The organism is Flavobacterium sp. NPDC079362 (assembly GCF_050267765.1).
GTDB classification, from domain to species: Bacteria; Bacteroidota; Bacteroidia; order Flavobacteriales; family Flavobacteriaceae; genus Flavobacterium; species Flavobacterium azizsancarii.
On record NZ_JBNNFM010000001.1, the window covers coordinates 76,169 to 101,482 of the forward strand.

Annotated in this window: 17 protein-coding genes; 8 read left to right on the top strand and 9 right to left on the bottom strand. The window is 33.7% G+C overall.

The genetic code is table 11. The annotated features are described in order from the left end of the window. The first annotated feature begins 4 nt into the window (after positions 1-4). The 5 genes from ACQKCJ_RS00350 to dusB all read left to right on the top strand — a co-directional run bounded on the left by ACQKCJ_RS00350 (position 5) and on the right by dusB (position 9,514). Positions 5-3,685 carry a 1-acyl-sn-glycerol-3-phosphate acyltransferase gene (locus ACQKCJ_RS00350; RefSeq protein ID WP_271335084.1) on the top strand — a complete coding sequence of 1,227 codons (3,681 nt, stop codon included), beginning with the start codon at positions 5-7 and terminating at the stop codon, positions 3,683-3,685. A gap of 1 nt (position 3,686) precedes the next feature. Further along, complete coding sequence (locus ACQKCJ_RS00355; protein WP_271335083.1) at positions 3,687-5,204, top strand: phytoene desaturase family protein; 1,518 nt, start codon at positions 3,687-3,689, stop codon at positions 5,202-5,204. Positions 5,205-5,211: 7 nt separating this feature from the next. Then, a complete protein-coding gene (locus tag ACQKCJ_RS00360; RefSeq protein WP_271335082.1) occupies positions 5,212-6,879 on the top strand; it encodes a C45 family autoproteolytic acyltransferase/hydolase in 1,668 nt (555 codons plus the stop codon). After that, positions 6,876-8,165, top strand: a complete 1,290-nt coding sequence (locus ACQKCJ_RS00365) for a phenylacetate--CoA ligase family protein (RefSeq protein WP_427401122.1) — start codon at positions 6,876-6,878, stop codon at positions 8,163-8,165. The genes ACQKCJ_RS00360 and ACQKCJ_RS00365 overlap by 4 nt, the downstream gene beginning before the upstream one ends. A gap of 356 nt (positions 8,166-8,521) precedes the next feature. Then, positions 8,522-9,514, top strand: a complete 993-nt coding sequence (gene dusB, locus ACQKCJ_RS00370) for a tRNA dihydrouridine synthase DusB (protein WP_271335080.1) — start codon at positions 8,522-8,524, stop codon at positions 9,512-9,514. Positions 9,515-9,736: 222 nt separating this feature from the next. On the opposite strand, the gene ACQKCJ_RS00375 is transcribed toward dusB, so the two are convergent. The 3 genes from ACQKCJ_RS00375 to rbfA all read right to left on the bottom strand — a co-directional run bounded on the left by ACQKCJ_RS00375 (position 9,737) and on the right by rbfA (position 12,929). Next, positions 9,737-11,164, bottom strand: a complete 1,428-nt coding sequence (locus ACQKCJ_RS00375; RefSeq protein ID WP_271335079.1) for an MATE family efflux transporter — start codon at positions 11,162-11,164, stop codon at positions 9,737-9,739. A 171-nt stretch (positions 11,165-11,335) separates the two neighbouring features. Further along, complete coding sequence (locus tag ACQKCJ_RS00380) at positions 11,336-12,535, bottom strand: ABC transporter permease (protein WP_271335078.1); 1,200 nt, start codon at positions 12,533-12,535, stop codon at positions 11,336-11,338. Between the two features lies 1 nt (position 12,536). Next, positions 12,537-12,929, bottom strand: a complete 393-nt coding sequence (gene rbfA, locus ACQKCJ_RS00385; protein ID WP_140503958.1) for a 30S ribosome-binding factor RbfA — start codon at positions 12,927-12,929, stop codon at positions 12,537-12,539. A 240-nt stretch (positions 12,930-13,169) separates the two neighbouring features. Between rbfA and ACQKCJ_RS00390 the strand changes: the two genes are divergently transcribed. From ACQKCJ_RS00390 to ACQKCJ_RS00400, 3 genes are all read left to right on the top strand, one after another. Next, positions 13,170-13,544: a CBS domain-containing protein gene (locus ACQKCJ_RS00390; RefSeq protein WP_271335077.1), complete on the top strand. Its 375-nt coding sequence runs from the start codon at positions 13,170-13,172 to the stop codon at positions 13,542-13,544. Between the two features lie 423 nt (positions 13,545-13,967). After that, positions 13,968-16,958: a SusC/RagA family TonB-linked outer membrane protein gene (locus ACQKCJ_RS00395; protein WP_271335076.1), complete on the top strand. Its 2,991-nt coding sequence runs from the start codon at positions 13,968-13,970 to the stop codon at positions 16,956-16,958. 18 nt (positions 16,959-16,976) lie between these two features. After that, the gene (locus tag ACQKCJ_RS00400; RefSeq protein ID WP_271335075.1) at positions 16,977-18,557 is read left to right on the top strand and encodes a RagB/SusD family nutrient uptake outer membrane protein; all 1,581 of its coding nucleotides are present in this window, start codon (positions 16,977-16,979) and stop codon (positions 18,555-18,557) included. Positions 18,558-18,659: 102 nt separating this feature from the next. Here the strand turns inward: ACQKCJ_RS00400 and ACQKCJ_RS00405 are convergent, their stop codons facing one another. The 6 genes from ACQKCJ_RS00405 to ACQKCJ_RS00430 all read right to left on the bottom strand — a co-directional run bounded on the left by ACQKCJ_RS00405 (position 18,660) and on the right by ACQKCJ_RS00430 (position 25,228). After that, positions 18,660-19,940 carry a murein hydrolase activator EnvC family protein gene (locus ACQKCJ_RS00405; protein WP_271335074.1) on the bottom strand — a complete coding sequence of 427 codons (1,281 nt, stop codon included), beginning with the start codon at positions 19,938-19,940 and terminating at the stop codon, positions 18,660-18,662. A gap of 23 nt (positions 19,941-19,963) precedes the next feature. Beyond that, on the bottom strand, positions 19,964-20,746 hold the full coding sequence (locus ACQKCJ_RS00410; RefSeq protein WP_271335073.1) for a DUF4292 domain-containing protein: 783 nt from the start codon (positions 20,744-20,746) through the stop codon (positions 19,964-19,966). Positions 20,747-20,752: 6 nt separating this feature from the next. Further along, a complete protein-coding gene (locus ACQKCJ_RS00415) occupies positions 20,753-22,105 on the bottom strand; it encodes a tetratricopeptide repeat protein (RefSeq protein WP_271335072.1) in 1,353 nt (450 codons plus the stop codon). 48 nt (positions 22,106-22,153) lie between these two features. Beyond that, positions 22,154-23,170 carry a sugar phosphate nucleotidyltransferase gene (locus ACQKCJ_RS00420; protein ID WP_271335071.1) on the bottom strand — a complete coding sequence of 339 codons (1,017 nt, stop codon included), beginning with the start codon at positions 23,168-23,170 and terminating at the stop codon, positions 22,154-22,156. 133 nt (positions 23,171-23,303) lie between these two features. Beyond that, positions 23,304-23,738, bottom strand: a complete 435-nt coding sequence (gene dut / locus ACQKCJ_RS00425) for a dUTP diphosphatase (protein ID WP_041519815.1) — start codon at positions 23,736-23,738, stop codon at positions 23,304-23,306. 29 nt (positions 23,739-23,767) lie between these two features. After that, a complete protein-coding gene (locus ACQKCJ_RS00430) occupies positions 23,768-25,228 on the bottom strand; it encodes a lipopolysaccharide biosynthesis protein (protein WP_271335139.1) in 1,461 nt (486 codons plus the stop codon). Positions 25,229-25,314: the final 86 nt, after the last annotated feature.

Consider the following 25,314-nt stretch of genomic DNA (forward strand, 5'->3'; position numbering starts at 1 on the left):
AATTATGCATCAATACTTCTACGCCATTCACTTATTTGTAAACCGACGAAAAACTTTATCGGTTGTATTGGCCATTTTGATGTTAGTCGCTTTCGGCTTTTTTGCTTCCCGAATTAAATTTGAAGAAGACATTACCAAACTTATTCCAACAAACGATAAATCTGATGTTACAGCAAAAGTTTTGAAACAACTTAACTTTGCTGATAAAACAACCGTTATTTTCAAACTCGAAAAAAACGGAACCGAAGAAGATCTAAAAGAAATGGCAACTATTTTCTCAGATAGCGTGGCCAAATCCTGCAAACCTTACGTAACAGGAATTCAGGGAAAAATTGACGAAGAAAACATTCAGGAAACTATCGATTTTGTTTACAATAATCTGCCTCTTTTTTTAGAGAACAAAGATTACACTGCTATTCAGAATAAACTCGAAAAAGATAGTATTGCCGCAACGGTTCAGGGAAATTACAAATCGATTATTTCTCCATCAGGATTTGTAACCAAAGATTTTATATTGCAGGATCCGCTTGGGATTTCGTTTATCGCTCTGAAAAAATTACAACAACTAAATATTGGTGACGATTTTACGCTCAACAATGGTTTTGTAATGACGAAAGACAAAAAGAAATTGTTGCTTTTTATTACCTCAAATCTTCCTTCGAGCGAAACAGAAAAGAATACCATTTTTGCTAATAAACTAAAATCGATTCAGGATAATTTAAATCAAAAATTCAAAAGCAAAACGTCTATTAGTTATTTTGGTTCGGCTTTGATTGCCGTTGCAAATGCCAACCAAATCAAAAGCGATATTATCTTAACGACAACAATTGCGATGATTACGCTAATGTTGATTTTGATTTTATTCTATCGAAAAGTATGGATTCCTTTGATTATTTTTCTTCCAACTGTTTTTGGTGCTTTGTTCGCAGTAGCATTTTTATATCTTGTCAAAGAACAAATCTCAGCCATTTCATTAGGCATTGGTTCTATTTTATTAGGAATCACAATCGATTATTCGATACATATACTCACGCATTACAAACACAATAGTGACGTAAAAACCTTGTACAAAGACATTACGATGCCGGTTATTATGAGCAGCTCAACAACAGCTGTTGCCTTTTTATGTTTGTTATTTGTAAAATCAGACGCCTTAAATGATCTAGGGATTTTTGCTGCGGTAATTGTTATGGTAACGGGTATTTTCTCGCTTTTGATTGTGCCTCACTTGTATAAACCAAAAGAAAACAATTTTGATCACAAGAAAAATGCGATCGATAAATTGGCTCATTTCTCGTTTCACAACAATAAATATCTGATTGGCTTTTGTGTTATAATCACCATTATTTGCTGCTTCACTTATAACAATGTTGGCTTCAATAACGATTTATCACAATTGAATTTTGTTCCAAAAGAAATCAAAGCAGCTGAAAAAGATCTGGAAGAAAGCACCAGCTTAACTGAAAAAACCATTTATGTTGCTTCCTATGGAAAAAGTATGGAAGAAGTTTTGCAAAACAACTCTCAGCTTTTTGCCGATTTATCAAAAGAAAAACAAACAAACAAAATATTAAATTTTAGTTCAGTTGGCGGCATTATGCTTTCGCAAAAACAGCAACAACAAAAAATTGATAAATGGAATTCGTTTTGGGATGCTCATAAAAAACAAATTTTAAAATCTGAATTAATTGCCGAAGGTTCAAAACTAGGATTTAAACCTACAACGTATTCAATTTTTTATGATCATTTAGATTATGATTTCAAACCCATTTCGGCACAAGAATACCTAAAAGTTCAAGCCTTACAACTGAAAGAATTTGTAACCGAAAAAAATGGTTTCTTCACGATCTCAACTTTAGTAAGGGTAACGCCGGAACAAAGAGATGCTTTTGTAAAATCAGCTTCAGCTAAAAATAATGTGATTGCGATTGACCGTCAGCAAATGAATGAAACATTTTTTAGTACGCTGAAAACCGATTTTAACTCTCTTGTTAATTATTCATTTGTTGCCGTGATTCTGATTCTTTTTTTCTTTTTCAGAAGACTCGAACTGGTAATTGTAAGTTGTATCCCAATTGCTTTAACGGGAATTGTCACAGCTGGAATTATGGGAATCTTTGGTATTCAGATGAACATTTTCAGCATGATTGTTTGTACACTTATTTTTGGTCATGGTGTCGATTTTAGTATTTTCATGACAAGCGCACTTCAAAAAGAATATACTACGGGAAAAAATGAAATTGCGATTTACAGGACTTCAATAATTCTTGCTGTAATAACGACCATTTTAGGAATTGGCGCGATGATTTTTGCACGTCACCCGGCTTTGAGATCGATATCGTCTGTTTCTTTGATTGGGGTTTTTGCAGCGTTGATTATTACATTCATCTTCTACCCTATCTTATTTAAACTATTTATTTCGAATCGTGCTAAAAAAGGAAATGCACCTTTTGTATTGCGAACATTTATTCATGGTATTATCTCGTTTACTTATTACGGACTTGGCGGAATTTTGATGTCACTTTTTAGTATTACGATTATGCCGATTCTTCCTGTAAAGGAAAAAACAAAAATGAAAGCATTTCGTTATTGCATTTCAAAATTTATGAAATCCGTATTGTATTCGAATCCGTTTATTCATAAAAAAATCATCAATAACTTTAATGAACATTTCGAAAAACCCGCTATCATTATTGCCAACCATTCCTCGTTTATCGATATTCTGGCGATGGGAATGTTGAGTCCTAAAATTATATTCCTGGTAAATGATTGGGTTTACAACTCTCCTATTTTTGGCGGGACGGTTAGAAAAGCAGGCTTTTATCCGGTTTCTGAAGGTATCGAAGGCGGAGTCGAACATTTGCGTCAAAAAGTAAAAGAAGGATACTCACTTATGATTTTTCCGGAAGGAACAAGATCAGAGAGCAATCAGATCAAGCGTTTTCATAAAGGTGCTTTCTATCTGGCTGAGGAATTTAATTTAGACATTGTTCCGGTTTTAATTCACGGCGCTTCAGAAGCGATTCCGAAAGGCGATTTTGTCATTCATCACAGTTATCTTACGCTTTCTGTTTTAGAAAGAATTGCTCCCGATAATCTTTCTTTTGGAAAAAATTATGTCGAAAGAACCAAAAAATTAAGTACCTATTTTAAAACTGAATTTCAGAAAGTACGTCAGCAATTAGAAGGTCCTGATTATTTCAAAAAAATGCTTATTCATAGTTATGATTACAAAGAAAATGAAATTATCAAAAGCGTCAAAAATGATTTAAAAAATAATATGGAGACGTATTACCATCTGAGTAAGCATATTTCGACGAAAGCTAAAATAGTGCATTTATCAAATGATTACGGGCAATTAGACGTTTTATTAACGTTACAAGAACCTCAACGAAAAATAGTTTCGTATAATTCTGATGAAGAGAAACGTGAAGTTGCCAAAACGAATTATTTCCTTAAAAAGAGAAAGATCTCCTATCCGGATACTATTGAACTTACTTTAGAAAATCAATATGATGCTGTTTTAATTTCTGATGAAAATTATAAAGATGATCTTGAAAAAGTCGTTTCTATAACTTCCTGCATTATCTTAATTAATAGTTCAAGCCTTAAAGAATCAATAATTAACCTTGGTTTTGAATTTGTTTCAGAGGATAATTCTATAATCGTATTAAAGAAAAATTAAGATGAAGGAACAATACGATGTAGTAATTACAGGCAGTGGTTTAGGCGGATTGGTCTCGGCAATTATCTTGGCTAAAGAAGGATATAGTGTTTGTGTACTTGAAAAAAACAATCAGTACGGTGGAAATTTGCAGACTTTTGTTCGGGACAAAACCATTTTTGACACTGGAATTCATTACATCGGAGGTTTAGGAGAAGGACAAAATTTATATCAGTATTTTAAATATTTGGGTATTATGGATCATCTTAATTTGAAAAAATTAGATGAAAATGGTTTTGATGTTATTTCCTTTGAAGATGATGAAAACGAATATCCACATGCACAGGGTTATGATAATTTTGCCAATCAATTAGTGAATTTTTTCCCAGATGAAAAGGCTAACATTGAGGAATACTGCAAAAAAATAAAGACGATTTGTGAGTCTTTCCCTCTTTATAATTTAGAATGGGATGGCAAATATGATAACGAAATTTTAAGTCTTAATGCCAAAGAAACGATTGACGAGTGTACGCAAAATGAAAAACTAAAAGCTATTCTGGCCGGTTCTAATTTTTTGTATGCCGGCATTGCTGATAAATCTCCTTTTTATGTTCACGCGCTTTCGGTAAACTCTTATATTCAAAGCTCCTGGCGATGTGTCAATGGCGGAAGTCAGATTACCAAGCAATTACTGAAACAGCTAAAAAAACACGGTGGCGAGTTTTATAAATACAAAGAAGTGATCCGTTTTAATGTAGAAGATAAAAAAGTAACTTCGGTAGCGATGAAAGACGGAACTCAACTTTCCGGCACTTATTTTATCTCGAACATAGAACCAAAAACTACGCTAAAAATGGCGGGTGAAGAAAACTTCCGCAAATCATTTTACAGCAGGGTTCAAAGTCTCGAAGGTGTTATTTCTGCGTTTAGTTTATACATTGTTTTTAAACCGGAAACCTTCAAATACATCAATCACAATCACTATCATTTCAAGAAAAGTTCTGAAGTCTGGACTTCTCATGATTACGATGAAAATTCGTGGCCAAAAGCTTTTATGGCCTCAATGAATGCCTCAAAAAAGCAGGAAGAATGGGCAGAAGGAATGACTTTTATCACCTACATGAAATATGATGATGTTGCACCATGGATGGAAACTTTTAATACAACAGTAGAAAAAAATGATCGTGGAGAAAGCTATGAAGAGTTTAAATCCCGAAAAGCAGCTAAATTTTTAGATGAGATCGAGATAAAATTCCCAAATATAAAGGAATGTATTCAATCTGTTCATACCTCGACACCACTCTCCTATCGGGATTATATTGGTGGAGATAACGGAAATATGTACGGTTATGTAAAGGACTCAAACAATCCAATGAAAACTTTAATTCCCTCTAAGACCAAACTGGATAATTTATATCTTACCGGACAAAGTATTAATATGCACGGGGTTTTAGGTGTAACAATTGGAGCTGTTGTAACCTGCTCAGAAATTGTTGGAAAAGAATATTTAGTTACAAAAATTAATCAGGCATCTGAATGAATAAGGTATGAAAAACCTAATTAAATTATTATTTTTCTTTAGTTTTTTATTGATGTTAGCAGCTTGCGGAACATCAAAATCGATGCGTCATAAACCTGAAATTTCTCAATATAATACAGCGAAACCAATTGTAAGAAAACAATCTGACAGCGTATTTGTTTCAGGAAAAAATTCACTTTTAAAAAACAAACAAGGTCTTTGGGAATTATACGTTGAAGGTGATCCTCTTGAAATTGGTCTTAATACTGGCGCTTTATCAGATTCTCTTTTAAAAAATCAGGAACATATCTTTTTTTCTAAAATAAAGGATATCGTTCCTTCGGAATTTCAACAGAACCTACTTCGTAATTTTCTAAAATGGTACAATCGAAAATTATACCTGAATGTACCTGAAGAGTATCAAACGGAGATTTTTGGAGTTTCGCAATACACTTCACATGATTTTGATAACATTGCACCGCAATATCAACGCAGTTTATACTTGCATGCCGCACACGATATTGGTCATGCCCTTCAAGATTTGGCTTTGGTGGGCTGTTCTTCTTTTGCTGCCTGGGGACAAAAATCTGAAAACGGAAATTTAATCCTGGGACGTAATTTTGACTTTTATGTGAATGACGCTTTCGCGGAAAACAAAATCGTTGCCTTTATTAATCCGAAAGAAGGTCACCAATTTATGATGGTTACCTGGCCCGGAATGATTGGTGCTGTTTCCGGTATGAATAAAGAAGGTTTGACGGTTACGATTAATGCTTCTAAATCTAAAATCCCATTAATTGCTAAAACACCAATTTCGATTTTGACCCGTGAAATTTTACAACACGCCAAAAATATTAATGAATCCATTGCGATTGCTAAAAAGAGGAAAGTCTTTGTTTCAGAATCTATTATGGTAGGAAGTGCATTTGATAACAAAGCTATTTTAATTGAAGTTTCACCTAATAAAATGGATATTTATGAAGTGCCAAACAGTGATCAGTTATTTTGTTCGAATCATTTTCAGGGAGAAGATTTAAAAAACGAAAAGCAAAATCAATCTCAAATTGCGAATAGTCATTCTCAATATCGCTTTGGAAGAATGCAGGAACTTTTTGCAGAAAATCCTAAAATCAATCCTGAAATTGCCTCACAAATTCTAAGAAATAAAGACGGGCTAAAAAATACGGCGCTGGGTTACGGTAACGAAAAAGCACTGAACCAATTGATGGCGCATCACGGAGTTATTTTTAAACCAAAAGAAAAACTAGTTTGGGTATCTGCAAATCCTTATCAGTTAGGCGAATTTGTCTGCTATAATTTAGATTCTATTTTTAAAGAAAGAAAAGCGAAATCAATTGTTTCTTTCCAACAGAAAAATTTAAATATTGCCAAAGACCCTTTTCTGAAAACCATACAATATAAAAACTATCAGCAATTTAGAATTGAAGACGATAAAATAGATCTGTATCTAAAAAACAAAGAAGTTATTAGTCCTGAATTTATTCAACAATATCAATCCTTAAACCCTGATTATTGGGTTGTGTATTACAAAGCAGGGTTGTACTTTTATCAAAAAAAACAATACCAGCTTTCTCAGACTAATTTTGAAAAAGCTTTAACCAAAGAAATCACTACTGTACCTGATAAAGCAGGCATTGAAAAGTATTTAAAAAAAATCAAAAGAAAATTACAATGATTCCATTAATAGAAAAAGATTCTTTAGAACAAATTAAAAATTTTCAAGAGCAGAAATTAGCGGAACTTTTACAGTATATCAGTCAAAATTCACCTTTTTACAAACGTCTTTTTGCGGGACAAAACATTGACATTTCGAAGGTTAAAACTCTCGAAGATTTACAGCATTTACCGGTAACCACAAAAGAGGATTTACAGGAATATAATGATGATTTTTTATGTGTTCTACAAAATAAAATCATCGACTACGCTTCTACTTCCGGAACTTTAGGTGATCCTGTAACGTTTGGCTTAACTGATTCTGACCTTGACCGATTGGCTTATAATGAAGCTATTTCGTTTGCTTGTGCCGGAATTGCAGAAGGCGATGTAGTGCAGTTGATGACAACAATTGATAGAAAATTTATGGCCGGTTTGGCTTATTTTCTTGGATTGCGAAAACTAAAAGTAGGTGTAATTCGCGTTGGAGCCGGAATTCCGGAATTGCAATGGGATTCTATTTTAAAATATAAACCTTCGTATTTAATTACCGTACCTTCATTTTTATTGAAGCTAATTGAATATGCGGAAGCTCATGGAATCGATTATAATAATTCAAGCATAAAAGGTGCAATTTGCATTGGAGAATCGCTAAGAAATCAGGATTTTTCGATGAATATTTTGTCGAATAAAATCACTGAAAAATGGAATATTAAGTTGTTTTCGACTTATGCTTCTACAGAAATGAGCACTGCTTTTACAGAATGCGAGCATGGAGTTGGCGGACATCACCATCCGGAATTGATTATTGTAGAAGTGCTGGATGAAAATAATATTCCTGTAAAAGACGGTGAAATTGGCGAATTGACTTTTACCACTTTAGGTATTGAAGCCATGCCTTTATTGCGTTTTAAAACAGGTGATATTGTACAGTTACACAACAGTCCCTGCGCCTGCGGAAGAAATACTTTGCGTGTTGGTCCGGTAGTGGGACGTAAAAAACAAATGATCAAATACAAAGGCACAACACTTTATCCGCCAGCGATGAACGATGTTTTGAGTGGCTTTGACAATATCGAAAATCATATTATCGAAATCTCTACCAACGATCTGGGGACGGATGAAATTGTGATTAAAATTGCAGCAAAAAACCAATCTTCTGAATTTTTGCAAGAGATAAAAGATCATTTCAGAGCTAAACTTAGAGTAACTCCAAAGATTGAATTCGCCTCAAAAGAAACCTTGAATCCTTTGGTTTTTAACCCAATGAGTCGAAAACCAATCCGCTTTTTTGATTACAGAGTTTAGGAAAAAGGGACAAAGTTACAAAGGTTCAGAGGGACAAAGGTTTCTCTCTATATGGTAAAAGTCTTCTACGTGTCATTTCGACTGAAGAGAAATCACACTCGGGATTCGACAAAGATTAGCGACCTTGATTGCGGAGTTTCTAGTGTGATTTACTTCGTCTGTTCGCTATCGCTCGGGTCTCCCTTCGGTCGAAATGACAAAACACTGCAAAAGTTAAGAAAACCAACCCTTTTTATTAAATGAACTATCTAACTTATAGGATTTAAAAACCTTTGAACCTTTGTTACTCTGAACCTTTGAACCTCAATTTGGTACAAATTAAACTAAATGTTGTAATTTTGCACAAAATATTGAAGATGGTCAAGATTGGCAACATAGAATTACCCGAATTTCCTTTATTACTTGCTCCGATGGAAGATGTGAGCGATCCGCCGTTTCGCAGATTATGCAAAACGCATGGCGCAGACATGATGTACTCTGAATTTATTTCGTCTGAAGGATTGATTCGTGATGCTATCAAAAGCAGAATGAAGCTGGATATTTTTGATTACGAACGTCCGGTTGGCATTCAGATTTTTGGTGGAGATGAAGAAGCAATGGCACTTTCGTCTAAAATTGTTTCTACCGTAAAACCTGACTTAGTGGATATTAACTTTGGATGTCCGGTAAAAAAAGTAGTTTGTAAAGGTGCTGGAGCAGGAGTTTTGAAAGATGTAGATTTGATGATTCGTTTGACAAAAGCAGTTATCAGAAGTACTGATTTGCCTGTAACAGTAAAAACTCGTTTGGGTTGGGATGATAACTCGATCAACATTGATGAAGTTGCTGAAAGACTTCAGGACATTGGTGTTCAGGCTTTGACGATTCACGCCAGAACCCGCGCACAAATGTATAAAGGCCACGCCGATTGGTCGCATATTGCACGTGTAAAAAACAACCCGAGAATTACAATGCCTATTTTTGGAAATGGCGATATCGACAGTCCTGAAAAAGCATTAAAATATAAAAATGAATACGGAATCGACGGCATCATGATTGGTCGTGCCGCAATTGGTTATCCGTGGATTTTTGACGAAATAAAGCATTATTTTAAAACGGGTGAGCACTTACCTGCTCCAACAGTGGCTGATCGTGTAGAAGCCGCCAGAAACCATCTTATGTGGTCGATGGAATGGAAAGGGGAACGTTTAGGAATTGTTGAAATGCGTCGTCATTATACCAATTATTTCAAAGGAATTCACTCTTTTAAAGAATACAAACAAAAATTAGTAACGACTGATGAACCAGAAAATCTATTCAATATCATGAAAGAAATTGAACAGGTTTATGCAGGATATGAGTTTGTTTAAAATATCATAATCTTTGTCAAATTTTTAAAACTTTGACAAAGATGCTTATACAAGAAAGACCTTCAAATTTGAAGGTCTTTTTCTATTTTATTAATCATCATAATGAAATCTACATTATAAGATTACACATTTTTGATCTATGCCCTTAGTTCCTGAAACTTTATATACTAAGCGATGTTCTCCATTAATTTTTTTTTTTATTACAGTATCGGTATCATTTTATTAGACTTCAATTCGTTTCCATTTTCCTCTTTTATAAAAGAAAATACTCGCTAGTGTTATGGCAGTTTCTGCAACCGGAATTGCAATGAAAACTCCTGTTGGTCCCATATTAAAATGCTTCGCCAATACATAGGCTAACGGAATTTGGAACAGCCAAAACCCAAAGAAATTAATTCCGGTTGGTGTCCAGGTATCTCCTGCCCCATTAAATGTATTGATCAAAACCATTCCTATTCCGTAAAAGATAAAACCGATACTCATGATTTGTAACGCTTCGACTGCGATTGTTTTTACCAATTCATCATTGGTAAAAAACGAAATAATATACTGGCCAAAACATAATGTAATCACCATGATCGTTGCCATAAAAATGACATTGTATTTGGCTGTTGTGTAAACTGATTTTTCGGCACGATCGATTTGTTTGGCTCCCAGATTTTGCCCTACTAATGTTGCAGCGGCATTACTTAATCCCCAAGCCGGAAGAATAAAAAACATCATAATTCTAAGTGCTGTCTGATATCCTGCAGAACCGTGATCTCCACCTGTTGTGGCTACTAATTGCGCCAGAAAAATCCAACTGCAAGAAGCAATTACAAACTGCAAAACTCCCGGAGCTGCTATTTTTATTAATGCTTTTATCTGATCAAAATCGGGAATGAAATAGGAAAGTTTAATTTTTAAAGCGCCATTTCCAAAAAACAAATGATACACTTGATACAATACTCCAATGCTTCTTCCTAATGTAGTTGCGATCGCTGCACCTGTTAATCCAAAAGCAGGAATTGGTCCAAATCCGTTGATTAATATTGGACATAAAATAATATTACAAATATTCGCCAGCCATAGACTTTTCATGGCAATGGCTGCATTTCCGGCTCCACGAAATATTCCGTTGATCAAAAATAAAAGCATGATACACAAGCTTGACCCAATCATAATTTGTGTAAACATATATCCATGTTCTGCGGCAGCTTCAGACGCACCCATGAGAATCAGGATTTCTTTGGCATAAATAACACCCAAAATGCTGATTACGCTAATAATCAAAAATGCAACTATAATAGCCTGCATTCCTGCCTTTGCAGCAGCAACAGGATCTTTTTCGCCAATGCGTCGTGCTACAACTGCAGTTGCAGCCATACTCATACCAATGGCGACTGAATAAATAATAGTAAGCACAGACTCTGTTAAGCCTACAGTTTGAATGGCAAAACTGCTATGTTCTAAATGTCCTACGAAGTATAAATCGACTAAAGCAAAAACAGATTCCATCATCATTTCTAAAACCATGGGAATGGCTAATAGAATAACTGCTTTTTTGATGCTTCCTATAGTATAATCAAAAGATTCATCTCCTTTGATGGCTTGTTTTAAAGTGGTAAAAATTTTAGAAAATAAACTTTTCTTTATTGTAGTTTCTGTCATGATATATTAGGATAAATGATAAGATTAGTCCAGATGCAATGATCTGAACTGAAGAAAAATAAACGTAAGTATCCTAATTATTCGAAAAATAAAATAGGATTAGGCAGAAACAATCATAATCTGTAGTTTTTTGAGAGGATAAATATAAGTAATATTTTTTAAGAGAAAATATTAATCCAGCAACTTTTTACTCACGCGGCTGCTGGCAATTAAAGAAGCCATAAAACCAAGTGATACAATGGTTCCCATAACAATAAGGACGTTTTCAAGATTAAAAACCACTGGGTAAGCTAAAGTTGGGGTAAGCATAATAAGTTCGTAATGCTGTTGCAACAGAACTAAAATAATCCCGAGAACAAGACCTGTTATACCTCCAAAAACACTTAATATCGTTCCCTGAAGCAGGAATATTTTTCGAAGACTATTGATTTCTGTTCCAAGATTAAAAAGAGTTTTCAGGTTTCCCTTCTTTTCTAAAATCATCATAATCAAAGCTCCAACTAAATTAAAAAGGGCTACAATAATTACCAAAGTAAAAATCAGGTAAACCACTATATTTTCGGTGTTCAGCATTTTATACAAAGACTCATTAAGTTGTGCTCTGTTTTTTAATGTGATCTTATTATGAAAAATTGTTTTCAGTTGAGCACCAACAGCATTTTCATCTGCATTATCTTTCAGCTTAAATTCAATTCCTGAGATTTGATTGTGCTTGTACATCAATAATTCCTGTGCTAAACCCAAATCTGCAAAGACATATTTTGAATCTAAATCTTCGCTTACAGAATAGGTTCCAACCGGTAAAACATCCGTTTTATTAAATGCCTCTTCAGGATTTTCGATTGCTCCTTTTCCTGGTTTAGGTGCAAATATTTGCAATGGATTTTCGAAATCAAGTATTCCTAAAGAAAATTCTCTGGAAATTCCGTAACCAATAACTACCTGATAAGTATCCGGTTTTAGCCATTGTCCGTTAAAAAGTTTTTTCTTAATATCGTTTACTACCGGATAATTTTTGTCAACACCTTTTAGGTATGTTACTTGTTGTTTGTCTTTAAACAAAAACAAAACACGTTCTTCGATAATTTTAGTGTACGAAACAACGCCATCAATTTTTTTAATCTGATTTTCCTGCTCCGGCGAGATTAAAAATGATTTTCCGTAAGTACTGGTAATTTTTAGGTCAGGATCTATGTCATTTGTAAATGAAAGACTAAAGACCTTTAATCCGCTAAAAACAGATAAAACCACAAACAAAGCCATCGTGCCAACAATAATTCCCATGCTGGCAATGCGATTGATAATATTTATTGCATTGTTTTTACTTCTGCTAAAAATATAACGTTTGGCTATGTAAAGGGGGAAATTCAATTTATAATTTTCTTCTTTTGTCTAAAAGATCACGATTTTCAATTGGGTTTTCTCTATTTGATAAAGCGTTATCAATTTTTTCAATATAATCTAATGAGTCATCTATAAAGAATACCAGGTTTGGTACGCGACGTAATTGCAAACGTACACGTTGCGATAAATCATGTTTGATCAAAGTACTGTTTGATTTTATACCTTCTAAAGTTTCCTTGGCTTTCTCTTGTGGAAAAATGCTTAAATAAACTGTTGCCACAGATAAATCTGAAGTAACACTAACTTTGGATACCGAAATTACCAAATTATTAATTCCGTTTTTTCTCACTTCACCTTGCAGAATATCAACCAAATCTTTTTGGATGACACCGCCTATTTTTTTCTGTCTATTTGTTTCCATGTTGCAAAAATACTATTTTAAATTTCAATGGATACAATTTCAAATGAACAATAAGGATGATTTTTATACTCTTATCTGTTTTATCTTTTATAAAGTTACAATTTTGATCCTTTTTTTAAATAAAAACATAAAAAAGAAACTTATTAAAACTTAAACCAATTACATAGGAGACATGACAAAAATCATGTTTTTTATGAGAAATATTCTACATATTTGATTTAACATTAAAACGTATCAATTATGAAAAAAAGAGAACCAATAAGTCATATAATGACTAAAAGTGTTGTGACTGTAAACGAGAATGATGGTCTGAGAAAAGTAGTAGAAACATTAAAGAAACACACTATTCGCCACATTCCCATTCTTCGCGGCAAAGATGTAATTGGTATTATTAGCAGATCTGATATTAACAGATTGACTTTTGGTGCTTTATTTGAAGGACAAGAAGGTGCTGATGAAGCAATCCTGGATATGCTGACTATTGCTCAGGTAATGACTACGAAGCCAAAAACAGTATCGTCTGATACTATTATAAGAGATTTGGCAGAAATTTTTGCAAAAGAAGAATTTCATGCTCTTCCTGTAGTTGATAACGGGAACTTAAAGGTATTGTAACTACAACTGATGTTTTAAAGTATTTTCTGGAACAATACGATTAAATTATAATTCATTACAAAAAGGGAGCTAATTAAGCTCCTTTTTTTGTGGCTATTTTTTAATTTATTGATCTATTAAAATCAAAATATTAATACTTTATATGTCATAATTATAAAATAAACAGCTTTAAATGAATATTAGACAAATTTATTATTGACAATAAAAACCTATTTTTATAAAAATAAATCATCTTTTTCGCAAAAAACATATTTTAATTTCAACAAACATAAGAACCAGTAAATCAACCACTCAAAGGAAAATTACTGGCATAAGAGTAGTCAAAAACACTTATACACTTCAAAACTAGCAGGATAGAACAGGATACAAAGAGATCAGGATATAAATAAGTTTAGTTAACTATAACTAACCAAATTTATATTTATGAAAACCAAAATTAATCATTTGATTATTTTGATCTTTTCCATTTTGATGCACTGGACAGGTCTTGCGCAGAACAAAATGGTGACCGGATCAATAACCGATTCAAACGGAGTTCCAATTCCGGGTGCAAACATTATAATTAAGGGATTTCAGGTCAGTTCGATCTCTGATTTTGACGGAAATTATTCTATCAGCGCAAATACAGGAAGTATCTTGATTTTTAGTTCTACAGGGTCAATGACGATCGAGAAAACCGTCGACCAGTCTTCTGTTATTAATATTATCCTTGCTGACGAAGTTTCGGAACTTAAAGAAGTTGTTGTCGTTGGCTACGGAACAATGAAAAAGAGTGACCTGACAGGTTCTATAACTCAAATTAAGGGAGATGTTCTCAACACTGTTACCAGTTCAAATCCTCTTGAAGCTGTTCAGGGTCGCGCTGCTGGTGTTGCAGTTCTTAATAATGATTCTTCTCCCGGCGCTTCTCCTAAAATAAGAATTCGTGGTAATGGTTCTGTTAGTGCGGGCAATGATCCTTTGATTGTTGTTGACGGATTTCCGTTGGTCAACAGCAACCTAAACGATATTAGTTCTAATGATATAGAATCAATGGAGATCCTTAAAGATGCCTCGTCTGCAGCGATATATGGTTCCAGAGGTGCAAATGGTGTTATTCTTATTACAACCAAAAAAGGAAAAAAGGGACAAAACAATTTAGAGATTGTTGGTACCAGCGGTATTTCGACACCAACACGATTACCTAAAACATTGGACAGGGATAATTTTATCAATTTCATCAACACGGCATATACCAACTCAACAGGTAAACCTGTTTACTCTTCTACCAATCCTGCCCCAAATATCAATGTGAACTGGCAGGACGAAGTCATCAGGAATATGGCTCAAATGCAAAATTATTCTCTGTCTTTTAGTGGAGGTAAAGACAATACGACTTACTTGCTTTCCGGAAACATTTTTTCGCAAGACGGAATTGTAGAGGCTTCCGGGTTTAAAAAAATGACTCTTAGGACGAATCTGAACCATGAATATAAACCGTGGCTTACGGTAGGAACTCATTTGCAGGTGGGACGTTCGCAAAGGGACATTCGTAATAATCCTACCGGAGACATCTTTCGATACGGATGGCCAACAATACCGGTTAAAAATCCTGACGGAAGCTGGCATTATGCTACAGAAGATCCTTCTATCAGTTCTTACTTTGAAGGTACCTGGAATCCTGTTTCAGAAGCAGCAGAAATGACGAATGAAACATCTTCTGATCGTGTTTTGGGGGATGTATATGCTCATTTTAAACCTATCAAAAATGTAACTTTTAATACCAATTTTGGCGTTGATGTTTCTAATGAAAAACAATACGAATATTATACCTCAAAATCAACCGCAGGAATAGGATCCGGCAGTACAGGGACAGGATCTCAATATTACAGAAGACAAACTTCTCAGTTAACAGATAATATTTTAAGCTATTCTAATACCTGGAATGACAAACACAGTTTTACGGCAACCGGGGTATATTCATGGCAGGAATATGTATATGAAGATTTAGGTGTCAGGGGATCCGGTTTTCAAAATGATGCTACTGGAGCAAATGATATTACTTATGCTGACAGGGGAAGTATTACAAATTCTTCTAACAAATATTCAAGCAAACTAATTTCCTGGACTGCCAGAACATCTTATGCATATGATGAAAAATATCTCATCACATTAACTGGCCGCTATGATGGATCCTCTCGCTTTGGGGATAATAATAAATGGGGATTTTTTCCTTCTGTGGGACTAGGCTGGAGAATTGACAAAGAAAAGTTTTTAAAAGATAATGCTACAATAACTGCATTAAAACTAAGGGCTAGTTATGGTGTTACCGGAAATCAGGAAATTGGTAATTATCAATCACTGTCTAAACTTGTAAAAGCAAATTATGTTTATGAAAACAATCCTATTTTCGGATTTGTAGAAACGATTGGAAATCCGGATTTAAAATGGGAACGCAATATTCAATACAATGTTGGAATAGACCTGACTTTATGGAAAAGGTTTGATCTGAATTTAGATTTTTATCAAAGACAAACTTCTGATTTATTATATAATGTCCCTATTCCTACGACTTCAGGTTATTCAAGTATGCTGCAAAATATTGGTGAGGTCAAAAATATTGGATTTGAAGTTACGGCGAAAGTTCAAATAATCGATTCTGATTTTAAATGGGATGTAAGTACCAATTTCTCTAAAAACAAAAACGAGATTGTAAGTTTATATGGGGATGTACAACGCATTAATATTGGAAGTTCATCAGCCGGAATTGCTAAATATCTAATTGTAGGTCAACCTGTAAATAGTGTTTGGGCACGTGAATCTGCCGGTATTATCAAAACACAGGAACAACTTACGGCTTATCAGCAAATTCGTCCAACAGCAAAACTGGGTGAAGAAATGTATGTTGATAAAAATGGAGATAAAATCATTAACAATGATGATTATATGAATATCGGATCAACTTCTCCGGATTTCTTCTATGGAATTTCTACTAATCTAAGTTATAAAAATATGACTTTGGATATCTACGGACAAGGGGCAACTGGTCTTGCTTCTGATGAGGATAATAATTACATGATTTTTGGTGAAAATCAAATTCAGAACAGAAACTACATTCCAACCCAATATGCTTATGACAGAATGTGGAGTCCTACCAATCCGAACGGAAATTTTCCAAAAGCTGGTGCACAGGAAGTATATCTTTCAAATCGTACCAATGGTGACTGGAATTATTTTGTAATTAAAAACATCAAATTAGCTTACAATCTGTCCAGTATAATCAAGCATAGTGACTGGATAAAACAATTGAATGTATATGTAAATGCACAAAACTACATCAATATTGCCAATCACAGAGGATACAATCCGGAGAGCGGCAGTGTAAATTCACCGTATGTAAAAACGATGCTTGTTGGTTTTACTGCTAAGTTTTAATTCTAAAAATATATAAAAATGAAATTTCTAAAATATATCTTTTCAGGTTGTGCGGTATTGTTTTTTTCGCAATGCACAGACCTAAACGAAGAACCGTATACTTTTTTATCTCCGGCCAATTACTATAAAAATGCCGAAGAACTAAATACAGCACTTGTTGGTGTATATGATGGTTATCAAAATGGATTTAATGGTTATTATAAATACATCATGTATTTAGAGGTATTAACTGAATTTGGTTCTCCGGCTTATGCAAAAGACGATGCACAACTTTGGAATGTGTGGTCTGATATGAATAATTCAGATAAAATGGTGATTACAAATTGGGATGATGCTTACAACATCATTAACAGAGCGAACCTGGTTATTGGCAGAGGCGCAAATGTTGAAATGGACGAGAATTTAAAAAAGCAATATTTTGCAGAAGCCCGTTTCCTGAGAGCTGCCACCTATTATAATTTAGTACGTATGTATGGTGGTGTCCCTATTCCTGAAACTTTTACAGAAGGGCTTAAAAACCTCGCTATTGCAAGAAAAACAACGGATGAAACGTATGCTTATATCATCGCCGATCTGGAATATGCCGAAGAAAATTTACCTCTGAAATCTGATTATAAAAATGGGAATATCTGGAGAGCATCAAAAGGAGCCGCACAAGCCTTACTTGGTGATTTATATTTAACTAGAGGTGGCATGACGGGTGATAAATCGTATTTCCAGAAATCTAAAGATTATTGTGGTAAAGTAATTCAGTCCAGTCAATATAACTTACAGCCTAATTTTAAAGATCTTTGGTTTTGGTGGAATACTAATAACAAAAACGGAATGGAATCTGTATTTGAACTCCAATATGGATCTGTAGAAAATGAATTCAATAACAATCATGTAATGTTTGGTGTAAACATAACCGAAACTACTCTTGGCTGTTATATGTACCATAGATTTGGTCCATCAATACAACATTACCTTTCTTATAGTAATGATGACACACGAAAAGAGGGCAGCTTTTTAACACGTGTAAATGTAACTGAAAAAGGAAATTCGAGCCATATTATACAAACGATAGAATTTGTACCTGAAGACAAAGGTTTTTTTCCGGGATCTAAAGGATGGAAAACTGCCTCACCCGGAAATCTAAAATTTTATGACCGTACAGAAAGTTCTGCCTCATTAAAAAAACCTCAGACAAATTCTTATGCAATTCGATATGCTGATGTATTGTTAGATTATGCCGAAGCAGAGAATGAAATCAACGGACCGGCAGCTGCTTATACTTATATCAACAGAATACGAAACAGGGCAAATTTGCCTGATCTGACACCAGGTTTAAGCAAAGAAGATTTTGCAGATGCTATTTACATAGAGAGAGGATGGGAATTTGTTGGTGAAGGTGTTTTGTTTTTTGATGAATTGAGAACGAATCGTATTGGTAAAAATGTTTCGAATCATGTGAAGTGGGGAAATGACAATAAGATTAATATGTATGTGAACAATCCGCTGCAATTTATTCCTTCTAAGAATTTCTTATTTAAGATCCCACGATATGATCTTGACTCTAATCCTGCATTAATTCAGAATCCAGATAACGTAAGCAATTAAAAAATAAAAAATCCTTTTCGCCAGTTTGATGCTGGTGAAAAGGATTTTTTTAAAGCTCAAATCAATTGGCTTATTGTATATTTTAACCTTTTAGATGCTCTACTATCTGTTTTGCAGCCATCCTTCCGGATTGTTATTTGATGTATTTTGAAGGATCAGAAACTTAATAATTGTTTTTCCTGTATCTCCACTAGTTCTTACTTTTCCAATAACTTGTTTCACTTTTACTTTATCACCTTGTTCAACAGATACCTGACTTAGGTTTTGATATACTGTAAAGTAATCTCCATGCTGAATAAAAACAGCTCTGTTTACAGGAGACAAGGCGATAACTTTTGATACTACTCCTTCAAATACTGCACGTGCACTTGCTCCTTGTTCAGTCGTAATCTCTACTCCTGAATTATGAACAGTAAGTGTTGGATATATCGGATGGGGCTGATCTCCATAACCAAGTGATATAAATCCTTTTTCTACCGGCCAAGGCAGTTTTCCTCTGTTTGCTTTAAAATCTGCAGCTAAAATTTTACCTTCCGGAGTTAATGTAATTCTATCTGATGAATAACTTTTAGGTGCTGCTGACTCTGCTTTCTCTGCTTCACTGGCTTTTCCTTCTGCAATTCTCCTACGTCTTTCTTCTTCGGCTCTTTGATTGGCTAATCTAATTTGTTCACGGATAAGCTCCTTAATTTTAGCATCGATTCTTCTCGATTCCTGTTGTTTCGATTTTGTATCGGCAATAATTTTATTTTTATCTTTCTTAAGAGAGTTAACAATCTTTTGCTGTTCTTGTTTCTCTACTTCTAAACTTTGTTTTTCCTTTTCATTTTCAACAATAATTTTTTTCTTAACCTTTCTTTGTCCATCCAGTTTGGAATTATAATCAACTAATTGCGCTGTTTTTGATTGAATTTCAAGACCTTGATTTTTTCTAAAATTGGTATATTGTTTTAAATATTGTGCTCTTTTATACGCTTGCAAAAAACTTTCTGAAGATAAAATAAACATTGCCCTGCTTTGTTCAGATCTGCTTTTATAAGATTTTAAAATCATTTTTGCATAATCTGCTTTTAGTACTTCCAGTTCCTTTTTTAGTTTATTAACCTTAACCTGATTAATATACATATCATTACTTAAAAGTTTCTCTTGTTTTGCTGTAGTATTAATCAGTTTCTCTTTCAGTTTAATTTTATTTGCCTGAATCAAAAAAACATTTACTGCTGATTTTTCTTTTGTCTTTACAGACTGCAGCATTTTTTCATTATCTCTAATTTCCTGTTGAATCTGAGCTTTACGCTGTTCAAGTTTTTCTTGTTGCGAATCTTGCGCCCACATAAATGTAGTGGCACATATAAAAATTAGACTTAGGAGAAATTTTGGCATGTTTATATTTTCTTTTTGCAAATTTACTTAATTATAACTTTTTTATAACCACTTGGCACACTATAAGGAAAAGAAAGTTCTTCATTAAACGAAATGGTATTGTAATTCAAATTAATATTCGTTTTTCCTTTTGGCTGAATTGCACTAATCTCAATACTCGTAGGAAGTATTCCCTGATTATAAGTTTTGCTGTCAGCGTATGAAATTTGCAACAATCTGTTTTCTGATGGTTGAGAAATCTCTTCTTTTTGCACTAAATATTTATCCGCATCTAAATAGAAGGATTTTTTTATACTAGCCTCTTTTTCATCTTCCAGTTTAAAAAGGTTTTCAACAATTGTTTGCGCATATTTTCCCTTTCTTAAATCATCAAGCGCTTCTCCAACTAATAAATTCTGAACTTTACTATAATCTAATTCAGTACCTAGCCATTTGCTTAAACTGCTAAAATCACCATCGTAATAAGTACTGTTTATTTTTTCATAATAACTTACAGATGTTGGTGTTATCAAGGCCTTTGCCATTGTAATTCCCAAAAAACGAACACTCACTAAAATTTGTTTGTCTTTTTCGATTCTAATATCTGCCGTAACATTTTGGCTTTGTTTTTCATCAGCATATTTTGCACTTGCTTTTATATATAAAGTCGAAAAATCTAACTTATTATCATAATGTTTGTCAATTGCTTTTCTGTCTACTTTTGTAATAACTTCCTTTGTGTCGTTATTATTTTGTACCGCAACAGCCTTTGATTTACAAGAAACCATAAAAGCAGTTACCAATACTAATGCTATATATCTTTTCATCTGAATTTACTTTTTTTTCTTTAATAACTCATTTGCCTTCAAAAAGTATTCCTCTTTTTTCTTAGCATCTCCCAAACCATTATAAGCCTCTCCTAATTGAATATTAAAATTTGCTTCGAGCGTATTATCATCCACTACATAATCCAGGCCCATTTCTAAAACGGTTTTTGCGTTTTTAAATTGTTTTAACTGATTATTTCCTAAACCGGCATAATAATAAAACTGAGGCTGGCTTGGATATACTTCGATCATATTCATTGCTCTTTTTGTCATTGGCTCGTATTGTTTTGCCAATGTATAGACTTCAAGTAACAACAAATTGGTTTCACGATCTGTATCTGAATTTGCTTTTAAATCTTTCTCATAATACTTGATTGCATTTTCATACTGACCTTTACTATGATAAAATTTTCCTATTTCTTTTGCAACATCTACTTCTTTATCATTATCGAAATAAGCAATTGCTTTTTCTAGATCCGGAGCGTATTGCGGATTTTTATTCACATAAATCAAAAATTCATTCAATGTACGATGCTTTATTTTTAAATCAATTTTTGGGCTTGACAAAATCATATTCATCGACTTAATAGCTTTATCAGCCTGGTTGGCATCAAGATATACTTTAAACATACTGACTTGAGCCCATTCAGAGTTCGGAATTTCTTTTGCCAATTGTTTCATTACCTCTAAAGCCTTATCGGTTTCCTCTGATTTCGAATATAAAAAAATCAGGTTCAAATAATTCGATTCTTCTTTTGGATGTTGCTTGATCTGATCAGTCAAATTAGCTATTTCAGCATTCTGATACTTTCCCTGAGATAAAATCTGCAATTTATAACGATCGCGATCTTCTGATTTCCCGAATTTATCATTCATTTCATTGATAGTCACCAACGCCTTATCAAATTGATTGGTGATCATGTACAACGAAATCAAATCGTCTTTATACTCTTCATCAAAAGCAATTATTTTTTGAATTGTCTCAATTGCCAAAGGATAATTCTTGGTTTCATAACTTACATCGTAAATCCCTAACCAATACCATTTGTTTTTTGGATCTAATTGTGTCGCTTTTTCAAACGAGTCCTGTGCATCCCGATAATCTTTTAAGGACAGATAATTTTTGCCTAATTCAAAATAAGCAACGGCATCATTAGGTTTTAGTTTAACACATTTCTCTAATGAGGTAATGGCTTTATCATAATTTTCAATTCCTTTTTGTTTTAATGATTCATAAAAAGCATCTTGATATTCATCAGTCGCCATAGCAATATCTTCCGGTTCTGTCTGTGCCATAACCGAAATTGGATTGCCAAGCAAAACGAAAAATAAAATAACTATAACTCCTTTTTGTATCATCTCTACAATTTAATCTTTAAACAAAAACGAATCTCTTTAAACTTGCATTTATTCTAAAACTGAATAATCACCAATACTGATACTGGTAAACTTACCATCATAAACAACGTGATTTCCTATCATTGCATTGTCTAAATTTGCATTTTTTATTTGAGAATAAGTTTGTACTAAACTGTTTTTGATAGTACTGTCAATAACATGACATCCTTTCCCGATAGATACATTAGGACCAACTGTTGCATTTTTCAACACTACATTTTCGCCAATATAACAAGGAGGAATAATCGTTGAGTTTTCTAATGTAACATCATAATCTACTAAATGTTCTCCATCATTATGTAAAAACCCTAACATTCTTGAATTCGTTTCAACGGTTACATCTTTGTTTCCGCAATCCATCCATTCGTCAACGCTTCCGGTTTTAAAAACTTTACCGTTCGCCATCATCGCTTTGATTCCGTCGTTGATTTGATATTCTCCCCCATTCTGGATATTGTTATCCAAAACGCCCTGAAGTTCTTTTTTCAAATCGCCAACTTCTTTAAAATAATAGATTCCGATAACTGCCAGATCACTTACGAATTCCTTTGGTTTTTCGACTAATTCTACGATTTCATTATTAGTGTTTAATTTTACTACACCAAATGCTTCCGGCTGTTCTACTTGTTTTACCCAAATTACAGCATCAGCAGAAGGATCTAATTCAAAATCGGCTCTGATCAAAGTATCTGCATACGCAATAACTGCCGGTCCTGATAAAGAATCTTTTGCACACATAATAGCGTGACCCGTTCCTAATGGTAAATCCTGGCGATAGATCGAAGCTTTTGCTCCTAAGCTTCCTGCCAATTCTTCTAAACTTGTTACAAGATCATCTCCAAAAAAAGCAGGATCTCCCAAAATAAAAGCAACTTCTTCGATAGGTTCTTTTAATATTTCAGCAATGTCTTCGACTAAACGATGAACAATAGATTTTCCCGCAACAGGAATTAATGGTTTTGGAACAGTTAAAGTATGTGGCCTAAGTCTTGATCCTCGACCCGCCATTGGAACGATTATTTTCATTTGTATTTTTTTATTTAACCGCAAAGTTCGCAATCCTGATAGCTATCGGGATTTGCAAAGTTTGCTATGTTTATTCATTTCATTTTTAAGAACGCAAAGTGCAAAAACTGATTTCTGAGACTGAGACTGAAGACTACTTCACTCCAGTACTTCCAAAACCGCCTTCGCCTCTTGAAGTTTCAGAAAGTTCTTCTACTTCAATCCATTCTGCTCTTTCGTGTTTGGCAATAATCAATTGTGCAATTCTTTCTCCGTTTTCGATTACAAAAACTTCATTTGATAAATTTACTAAAATTACACCTATTTCACCTCTATAATCAGCGTCAACAGTTCCGGGAGAATTTAAAACAGTTACTCCTTTTTTCGCCGCTAATCCACTTCTTGGTCTAACTTGTGCTTCGTAACCAATTGGTAATTCAATAAAAAGTCCTGTTTTTACAATAGTTCTTTCTAATGGTTTTAACGTAATTGATTCAGTTAAATTGGCACGTAGATCCATTCCTGCCGAAGCAATTGTTTCGTAGTTTGGTAAAGCGTGCTGTGATTTGTTGATAATTTGTATTTTCATTTTTTATTTTAAAAGATTAAAAAGTAAAACTACTTTCTATTCATAATTCCTTTGATAGTCTCTTTTTCATTGTGATACACAAAATACATGAATCCTAATAATAACGGAACTCCAACGAAATAATTCTCTCTAAATCCGTAAAAAGAAATAGCCGAAAATACGATTGAAATTCCCAAATAAGCTCCAATTTTGTTCATATCATAGGGTATTGGATAGTATTTGTTTCCTAAAAGATAAGAAATCAACATCATACTTCCGTAAGCTGAGATCGTTGCAATTGCTGAACCGTAGTAGCTGTATTTTGGAATTAAAAAATAATTTAAAACCAATGTTATAACGGCTCCGACAATAGAAATATAAGCTCCAATTTTTGTTTTGTCTGTTAGTTTATACCAAACCGACAAGTTGTTGTAAATTCCTAAAAAGAAGTTCGCCAATATAATTAGCGGTACTACTTTCATCGCTTCCCAATAGGCTTTATTGTCAAGCAAAAGATATTTTAAAACATCTGCAAAAACAATAACTCCTAATAAAATTAAGGAACCCAGAATAACGAAATATTTTGTGATTACAGCATATGTTTGTGGTGCATTTGCATTTTTTGCATGACTAAAAAAGAAAGGTTCTATTCCTAATCTAAAGGCTGTTGCAAACAAAACCATAAACAAACCTAATTTGTAACATGCAGAGTAAGCCCCAACTTCAGATTTTGCAAGATTTTGTGGTAACAAATATCCCAGAAGAATTTTATCAAAATGCTCGTTAACAGCAAACGCCAGTCCTGCAACCAAAATTGGCAAACCGTATTTCATCATTTTTTTCCAAAGTACGGGATCGAATTTTTTTCCAAGTGAAAGATAATTTGGTGACAGCACTATAAAAGTAGCTAAACTGGCCAACAGATTGGCTATGAAAATATAAGCGATCTGGAAATTCTCAACATACAAATTATCCCAAACCGAATTAGGATGTGAAGCTGCAAGTTTAGGTAAATAAATTAAGAAAAATATATTCAGTAATAAGTTGATTACTACATTTCCTATTTTAATTGCTGCATACATCATTGGCCTTTGATTGGCTCTAAGTTTAGAAAAAGGTATCAAAACCAAAGCATCCAAAACTAAGATCCAAACGGTGTATGTAATATACTGTACATCAACTTCCGCAAGATTTGCCAGTGTATTCCTGAAAATCAAGGCTACAAATAAGAAAATAATTGACGACCAAAAGATTGATATCGTCGAAGTGGCGATTACATTTTTCTTATCATCCTCGGCACTGTAGAATCTAAAAAAAGCTGTTTCCATTCCGTATGAAAGAACCACATTAAAGAAAACCATCCATGACAAAACGATCGAAACCTCGCCATATTCTGCAGTTGGTAAAATACCAGTATACAATCTTACCAATAAAAAACTTAGCATTCTTGGTAATACCGTCGCTAGTCCGTAAATAGCAGTTTGTTTGAACAGATTTTTATATAATCCCAAAATAATTGTATAATAAAGTTTGTAAAACAAAAATAACCAATTCTTTGGTTTATTATTGATTTTGTAGGTTCAATAAAAAAATTGGC

Bases quoted from the DNA above. Each gene is read 5' to 3' on its own strand.
- ACQKCJ_RS00350 (WP_271335084.1), top strand. From the start codon at position 5: ATGCATCAATACTTCTACGCCATTCACTTATTTGTAAACCGACGAAAA.
- ACQKCJ_RS00355 (WP_271335083.1), top strand. From the start codon at position 3,687: ATGAAGGAACAATACGATGTAGTAATTACAGGCAGTGGTTTAGGCGGA.
- ACQKCJ_RS00360 (WP_271335082.1), top strand. From the start codon at position 5,212: ATGAAAAACCTAATTAAATTATTATTTTTCTTTAGTTTTTTATTGATG.
- ACQKCJ_RS00365 (WP_427401122.1), top strand. From the start codon at position 6,876: ATGATTCCATTAATAGAAAAAGATTCTTTAGAACAAATTAAAAATTTT.
- dusB (WP_271335080.1), top strand. From the start codon at position 8,522: ATGGTCAAGATTGGCAACATAGAATTACCCGAATTTCCTTTATTACTT.
- ACQKCJ_RS00375 (WP_271335079.1), bottom strand. From the start codon at position 11,164: ATGACAGAAACTACAATAAAGAAAAGTTTATTTTCTAAAATTTTTACC.
- rbfA (WP_140503958.1), bottom strand. From the start codon at position 12,929: ATGGAAACAAATAGACAGAAAAAAATAGGCGGTGTCATCCAAAAAGAT.
- ACQKCJ_RS00390 (WP_271335077.1), top strand. From the start codon at position 13,170: ATGAAAAAAAGAGAACCAATAAGTCATATAATGACTAAAAGTGTTGTG.
- ACQKCJ_RS00395 (WP_271335076.1), top strand. From the start codon at position 13,968: ATGAAAACCAAAATTAATCATTTGATTATTTTGATCTTTTCCATTTTG.
- ACQKCJ_RS00400 (WP_271335075.1), top strand. From the start codon at position 16,977: ATGAAATTTCTAAAATATATCTTTTCAGGTTGTGCGGTATTGTTTTTT.
- ACQKCJ_RS00405 (WP_271335074.1), bottom strand. From the start codon at position 19,940: ATGCCAAAATTTCTCCTAAGTCTAATTTTTATATGTGCCACTACATTT.
- ACQKCJ_RS00410 (WP_271335073.1), bottom strand. From the start codon at position 20,746: ATGAAAAGATATATAGCATTAGTATTGGTAACTGCTTTTATGGTTTCT.
- ACQKCJ_RS00415 (WP_271335072.1), bottom strand. From the start codon at position 22,105: ATGATACAAAAAGGAGTTATAGTTATTTTATTTTTCGTTTTGCTTGGC.
- ACQKCJ_RS00420 (WP_271335071.1), bottom strand. From the start codon at position 23,170: ATGAAAATAATCGTTCCAATGGCGGGTCGAGGATCAAGACTTAGGCCA.
- dut (WP_041519815.1), bottom strand. From the start codon at position 23,738: ATGAAAATACAAATTATCAACAAATCACAGCACGCTTTACCAAACTAC.